Here is a 6,223-nt window from a genome sequence, read left to right as displayed (position 1 = left end):
TGAAAAAGAAAAAATGGAAGAAATCGTTCAGGAAAGTGAAAAAGAGTTTCTTCTTCTAAAGGATCAAATAGAAGCCGAACAAAAAGATATTGAAAAAAAATCAAAGGATGACAGAGAGCTTCTTGATGAATATCTTGCCCAGCAAAAAGATATTGGAAAAAATATTGATCCTTCTTTAATGACCCGATTTGTAAAAATTTCAAAAATGAACAAGGGTCTTGCAGTGGTAAAGGTGAGAAAAGAGGTGTGCATGGGATGTTTTATGAATATACCGCCTCAATTATATATTGAAGTGCAGCGGGGTGATTCATTGATTTTGTGCCCGCAATGCAGTAGAATACTTTATTATGAACAATCGGTCTGACCAGGAAAAACGATCGCTGGGGGGGGTAAACCCCTGGAGGAAAGTCCGAACACCGCAGGACAGGACGCTCCATAACGTGGAGTCACGGTGACGTGAAGGAAAGTGCAACAGAGAGTAGACCGCCTGGATTGCCAAGATTGAAATAAAGGCCAATCCTGGTAAGGGTGAAACGGTGCGGTAAGAGCGCACCAGTTTTCCAGGTGACTGGAAAAGCTTGGTAAACCCCGTCCGGTGCAAGACCAAATAGGAAAACGTTTGAGGGTTGTCCGCCCGAGTTTTCGGGTAGGTCGCATGAGGTGTGCGGCAACGTACACCCCAGATGAATGATCGTTGACCTGTTCAAGGTAACGAGAGCAGGTAACAGAATTCGGCTTATAGACTGGTCAGGCCGTTTTTTTTATTTCTGATGTTGGATTATAAATTATGAGTTTTACTTGCGATATTTCATATAAAGAAAAAGCCAATATTTTTTCTTTTGAGTATTTAAAATGCATTTTATTTGTTGTTGGAGTTGAAGATGATGAGTATATCTATACAAAAAAATTATACTCAAAACTTATTACAACCTCTCATATCCTTGAAGATTTTTTGGATTTCCACGGGGCTAAAAAAAATAAAGAATGGGTATTTTATCGTGAATTGTCTGCGACCATTCGGCATCTTGCATTGGCGTGCTATTCTCAAAGACGTATTCTTAATCGGTTTAAATTTTATTTTTTTGAACAAAATCGCTATGAGACATTTAAGCTTGAAGCGTTTGATACACTGAAGATTTTACAGGAATCCATAAGGCTTGCAGCTCCAGTGATCATAGAAGAAGCCCGCCGTCTGAAAATCAATATACCGGATACTGGGTATAATTTGAGTTATTTCCCTGGAATTTCATCTACACAACAGCTGGATCACAATATAGATGATTTTAATGCCAAAGATCAACAAAAAGAGAACCTGACGCGTATTGCCAGTGAATTTTTGGAAGTTGTAAAAGATTTCGATCAATTAGCATTTTATGAGCGCTATGACTTAAAAAAACTAAATGAGCTTGTACCTGAACAAATCAATGAAGTTACTATTAGAAGATATGAAATGTTGATTCATAATATCCAGTCTTCATTTGATTCATATGTGGTAAATACAAAATCATCGTCAGAAGATATTATGCTTGAGCAGCTTAGAAGCCATTTTTCTGTTGTATTTCATCTTCTTCAGGTAGCGGGCAGATTATTACATTTTTATGAACGTCATATGTATGACATTGGATTTAAGGATGTATACAAAAATGTCAGTGTGTCTTTATCCGATTTGATTGATCCGGATGTTTTGCTGGATCGGGCGGTTAATTACTGCTTGTTTTATGCCAGGAAATTTTTATCCTCAGGAAAAGAACTGGCATCCAGAATATTGAATGAAAATATGGAAACCTCTACCATAGAAGTTGGAATTCCCATGGATCGAGGATTCCATAGTCGTCCAAGTCTTTTGGTCGCTAAAATTGTTCAGCATTATGGCGGTGAAGTTAGGATGCTTGTCAATAATGATATTTTTGATGCTGCAAGTGTTTTGGATATTCAATGGGCCGGCGGAAAAATAAAAAAAGAAGAAGTAGAAATCGTTCAGTTTAAAGGTGACTTGCGGGCATTAACCGATCTTCAAATTCTTGCGGGTGTGAATTATGGAGAAGACCATATGGGTAAAGGAATCCCCTTACCCAAAGAACTGTCTTATTTGAGCTGAAATGGATGAATTAAGACATTTTGCCATCATTGTTGCCGCAGGCAAAGGCCTGCGAATGGACCAAAAGATGAAAAAGCAATATCTTCATTTGGATGGTATCCCAATCCTTACCCGCACCATTATGGCGTTTGATAAGTGTGACCCGGTCCATGAAATTATCCTTGTTGTCCCAAAACAAGAAAAAATGTATTGCAAAACCCATATTATTGATCCATATGGGTTTAAAAAAAAGATTCATTTAGTTGAAGGCGGAAAAAAAAGGCAGGATTCTGTCTTAAAAGGCCTGAACTATATTCGTGATAAAATGAGCCGGGATAAAGAAGCCATCATAATGATTCATGATGGTGTACGCCCTTTTGTAAATCAAAATATTATAAAAGATTGTATCTGGAATGCCGTTGAATATGGTGCCTGTATCCCTGGGGTTAAAATAACAGATACGGTAAAACATGTCTCTAGTGATTATTTTATTCAAAAAACATTAAACAGGGAGAATCTCTATAACGCCCAGACACCTCAAACCTTTAAACTGGACTTGATTTTACGCGCATTCGAGCACGCAGGGAAAATTTTATTTTTAGGAACCGATGATGCTTCACTAGTTGAACATTTAGGTCACAAGGTGGTTATCATAAACGGTTCTAAGCTAAATATTAAAATTACGACTCCGGAAGACCTTGTTTTGGGAAAATATCTATTGACTTTGAAATTAAGTTAAGCATAATAATAAAAATAGTCTTTATCCATGCACATAATCGGAGGTACCATAATGGCGGAAAAACCTGCATTAAAGATTGGTTATCTTAAAATTACAGATCATCTTATTCTTGGCGTTACAGACCTTAAATTAAAAAAGGGTATGGAGAAGTTTGAACACTGTACTCTTAACCCTGTGCTGAAGAATGGATGGAATGAGGTGGCGGATGCACTTTCAGTGAAGTCCCTTGATGGTGCCCTGATACTTGCTCCGACGGCTATGGATCTTTTTAAAGCGGGTACTGATATAAAACTCTTGCTGTTTGCCCATAAATCAGGAAGTATTTTGGTTAAAAGTAAAAATGCTCATATTGAGAAGATTGAGGATTTTGCCGGAAAAACTGTTCTGATCCCTTATCAACTGTCAGTTCATAATATGCTGTTTCACAAGCTTCTGTCCGAAAAGGGCTTAAAGCCCGGAAGATCAACCGAAAAGGGTATTGATGTCACTCTCGAAGTTGTTGCGCCCTTCCAGATGCCTGAAGCGTTAGAATATGACGAAGAGGGTGAAATCGGAGGGTTTATTGTTGCAGAACCCATTGGATCACAGGTTATCGCCAAGGGGTTTGGAGAAGAATTTTATCTTTCCAAAGATTTATGGCCGAATCATCCCTGCTGTGTTTTTGTCGTGCGAAATGAAATTATTGAAAAACATCCCGAAGCAATTCAGGAAATCTGTGACAGTTTTGTCAAATCCGGACTTGCCATAGATGCGCAACCCGGACCGGCTTCAATTATTGGTGGCGATTTTCTTTCCCAGGATAAAGAAGTGATCAAAAAAGTGCTCACTGATCCTCCTGATCGTATCCTGACAGGTGAGCTGTTCCCCATCATTAAGGATCTTGATACAATCCAGAAATACATGATGGACGAGATGAAAATTATGACAAGCTTGATTGATCTTGAAAAATTTGTTGATACAAGTTTTGCAAAAAAGGCAGGTGCAAAATAGACCTTGATTATTTTGCAGACTCAATGAATTTATAGATTTGCGAAATTGCTTTTTGGCCCCATTCCGGTTTTCCGGACAAAGTTTTAATTTTATTCTTGTTTAGACGGTCTGTTGCCTCTTCAACGCTTAAGCCATCCGATTTTAGTTCAATAATAATCTTCATGATGGCTGCTTTATATTTTCCCAAATCCTTTTCAGGTGAAATATCGATTTTTATCGCTGGTGTGTCTTCTATTTCATCTTTTCCGGAAGAAGGTTCTTTATAAGTTTTTGGATCATCAATCAGTTTTGATAAATCATCCATTTGCAGGGAATCGTCTGTTATCAATAAAGAGAGATCATCCAAATCCCGGGCTTTCTGCCCGGAATCTGATGAGTCGTCTATGAGTTGAGACAGATCATCAAGTTCAATAGACGGCTCTATTGCCGGTTCGTTATCAGTCTGGTCAATTAAGGCGGATAGGTCATCCAAAGCGAGAGGTTGATCTGTCTGTTCCCGATCTTTTGGGATATCATCTGCTGCGGCGGCTGGATCAAGAAGTAATGATAAATCATCCAGTTGTACAGATTCAGCACTTGCTAAAGGATCTTCATCAATCAGTTCAGACAGATCATCAATTTTATCATCTGGTTTATCATCTGGTTTATCATCCGATTCTTCTGTCTCATCCAATAACAATGACAGATTATCAAATTCTTCAAGTATAGCGTCCTCTTCAAGCAGAGAAGACGGGCCGGCATCTGTTTTGTCAAAATTGTCCTGGTCTTGAATCAGACTTGAAAGATCATCAAGCTCAATAGGTGTGTCTTCTTGTATAGTTTCATCCGCAACAATTATGGATGCAGCCTGGTGGGCTATCTGTCGGGCAGCAGGGTCGCCTGTCCTGAGCCGGTTCATTTCCTGCAAAGCCGCGGCTATATTATTCATGGCATCAGCTTTTTTTTCTTCAGCTTCAGCTCTTTTTTCAATGGCAAAAGCCTTTCTCTCCTCAACTTCAGCCCTTTTTTCATGTGCTTTGGCAATCCTTTTTTGCTGTTCTCCAATGTCGGTGATAAGTGATTCTATAATATTTAATCCGCCATTATTCAAGCGGATGTCTTCATTTTTCGAAGGGTTTGAAAAATCATCTGAATTACCATTGCGTAAGACGTCCAGTTTTTTTTCAATCTTGCTTGGAAGCATCCCCATGTCAAGGTTCTCTTGTATTATAAATAATAATTTAATAGTCTTGTCAGGATGATAAAAGGCTTGCCCGTCAATGAGGTCACAAGGCAGCCATTTTTTAAAGCGTTTCAGCATGAATTTTGTCGTAGCTTTACCCGTATTCAGTTCTTCAGCAATGTCTAAAACAGATAAAAGTTTTTCCCGGGTCATTTTTTCCTCATCTTTATTAAATTGATTTAACATAGCTTGAATCGACAATTAATGTAAGTTTATTGAATTTTTATAAATAAATAAAGTCCTGTTCAAAAGAAAATCAAAAAAAATCTTGTGACAGGTATTTTTTTTAAGGATGATCGCAAGTAGATTGAAGGAATTCCAGATGTGCCGGCAGGAGTAAAGGCAATCCTTTGGGCTAAACTTCATCGGACATCCATGTCCGATGAAGAGGTGAAATCGCTGCTCTCAGCGTCGTGCCTCCGCAGCGATTTTAACCCGCCCAAAGCATCACCTTCACCCCTGCCTCCGCCAAAGCAGTTCTGTAAGATGTGCTATTATAAAGAATGCTGTGGAAAGATGTCCTAAATGAAACATGTTAGGGAATATAATTGAATCTTAATTTTTTGTAAGAAGTTAAGATTTGAAACGACTTATGGGTAATATTGAATTTAAAATTCATGATATTTTGTTATCTGTTTTGAACTTATTTTTTTGAATACTGTAGCAAAATAGAACGACTATCATTTAGATAATTTTTTTCAGTCCACTCCCACTTTCTACTCCAATAATCATACCATGATGGATGAAGCATTGTTGCAACATGATACCCATCAACCTTTTTTGCACCCCCTTCAATACTAATTTTTACACCAGGAGGTTTCTTTTTTAAAATTTGATCGTAAATTGCTTCTAATGCCGTTCCTCCCACGCAAACAATTAGTTCAGGTTGAATCATTTCGATTTCCTGCATCAGGTGAACAATGCAATTATTTTTCACTTTTATTTTTTCTTCTGGAGTAAGTCCTGGAGTGAAGCATTTTACTGTATTGGTCACATAGAAATCATTGGACAGATCAAATCCCATTTTTTTAATTTGTATTCTGAATTTAATTCCTGAATTGCGATTTGTTATAGTCAATCGCATATGAATTGATACTTGACTAAGACAGATATTACATGATAATCTATCCATAATTTCAACCACTATATAAGGATAGGTTATGATTTCACGCCGCGGCAAGCCATTGACACCGGA

6 protein-coding genes and 1 other RNA gene are annotated in these 6,223 nt (G+C 37.9%); 5 read left to right on the top strand and 2 right to left on the bottom strand.

Going from position 1 to position 6,223, the window contains the following annotated elements:
* The 5 genes from K8S13_RS23440 to K8S13_RS23420 all read left to right on the top strand — a co-directional run.
* A partial coding sequence (locus tag K8S13_RS23440; RefSeq protein ID WP_291466149.1) for a C4-type zinc ribbon domain-containing protein occupies positions 1–364 on the top strand: 364 nt, incomplete at its 5' end.
* An RNA gene (gene rnpB / locus K8S13_RS23435) (RNase P RNA component class A) lies at positions 361–755 on the top strand. The genes K8S13_RS23440 and rnpB, both read left to right, overlap by 4 nt.
* A 32-nt stretch (positions 756–787) precedes the next feature.
* On the top strand, positions 788–2,098 hold the full coding sequence (locus tag K8S13_RS23430) for an HPr family phosphocarrier protein (protein ID WP_291466148.1): 1,311 nt from the start codon (positions 788–790) through the stop codon (positions 2,096–2,098).
* Position 2,099: 1 nt separating this feature from the next.
* Entirely contained in the window at positions 2,100–2,816 is a 717-nt protein-coding gene (gene ispD, locus K8S13_RS23425) for a 2-C-methyl-D-erythritol 4-phosphate cytidylyltransferase (RefSeq protein WP_291466147.1), read from the top strand.
* Between the two features lie 51 nt (positions 2,817–2,867).
* The gene (locus K8S13_RS23420; RefSeq protein WP_291466146.1) at positions 2,868–3,806 is read left to right on the top strand and encodes an ABC transporter substrate-binding protein; all 939 of its coding nucleotides are present in this window, start codon (positions 2,868–2,870) and stop codon (positions 3,804–3,806) included.
* Between the two features lie 7 nt (positions 3,807–3,813).
* Here K8S13_RS23420 and K8S13_RS23415 read toward each other — a convergent pair whose 3' ends face one another.
* Both K8S13_RS23415 and K8S13_RS23410 read right to left on the bottom strand, forming a co-directional pair.
* Positions 3,814–5,181, bottom strand: a complete 1,368-nt coding sequence (locus tag K8S13_RS23415; RefSeq protein WP_291466145.1) for a recombinase family protein — start codon at positions 5,179–5,181, stop codon at positions 3,814–3,816.
* Between the two features lie 490 nt (positions 5,182–5,671).
* Positions 5,672–6,223, bottom strand: a 552-nt coding sequence (locus K8S13_RS23410) for a uracil-DNA glycosylase family protein (protein ID WP_291466144.1), incomplete at its 5' end; no start/stop codon positions are given.

This window comes from Desulfobacula sp. (assembly GCF_021107415.1).
Note: the sequence above shows the minus strand (reverse complement) of the source record. Positions and strands in the feature narration are given on the sequence as shown.

What these genes read in the sequence shown, in the direction of transcription:
- K8S13_RS23430 (WP_291466148.1), top strand. Translation starts at nt 788, where the DNA reads ATGAGTTTTACTTGCGATATTTCATATAAAGAAAAAGCCAATATTTTT.
- ispD (WP_291466147.1), top strand. Translation starts at nt 2,100, where the DNA reads ATGGATGAATTAAGACATTTTGCCATCATTGTTGCCGCAGGCAAAGGC.
- K8S13_RS23420 (WP_291466146.1), top strand. Translation starts at nt 2,868, where the DNA reads ATGGCGGAAAAACCTGCATTAAAGATTGGTTATCTTAAAATTACAGAT.
- K8S13_RS23415 (WP_291466145.1), bottom strand. Translation starts at nt 5,181, where the DNA reads ATGACCCGGGAAAAACTTTTATCTGTTTTAGACATTGCTGAAGAACTG.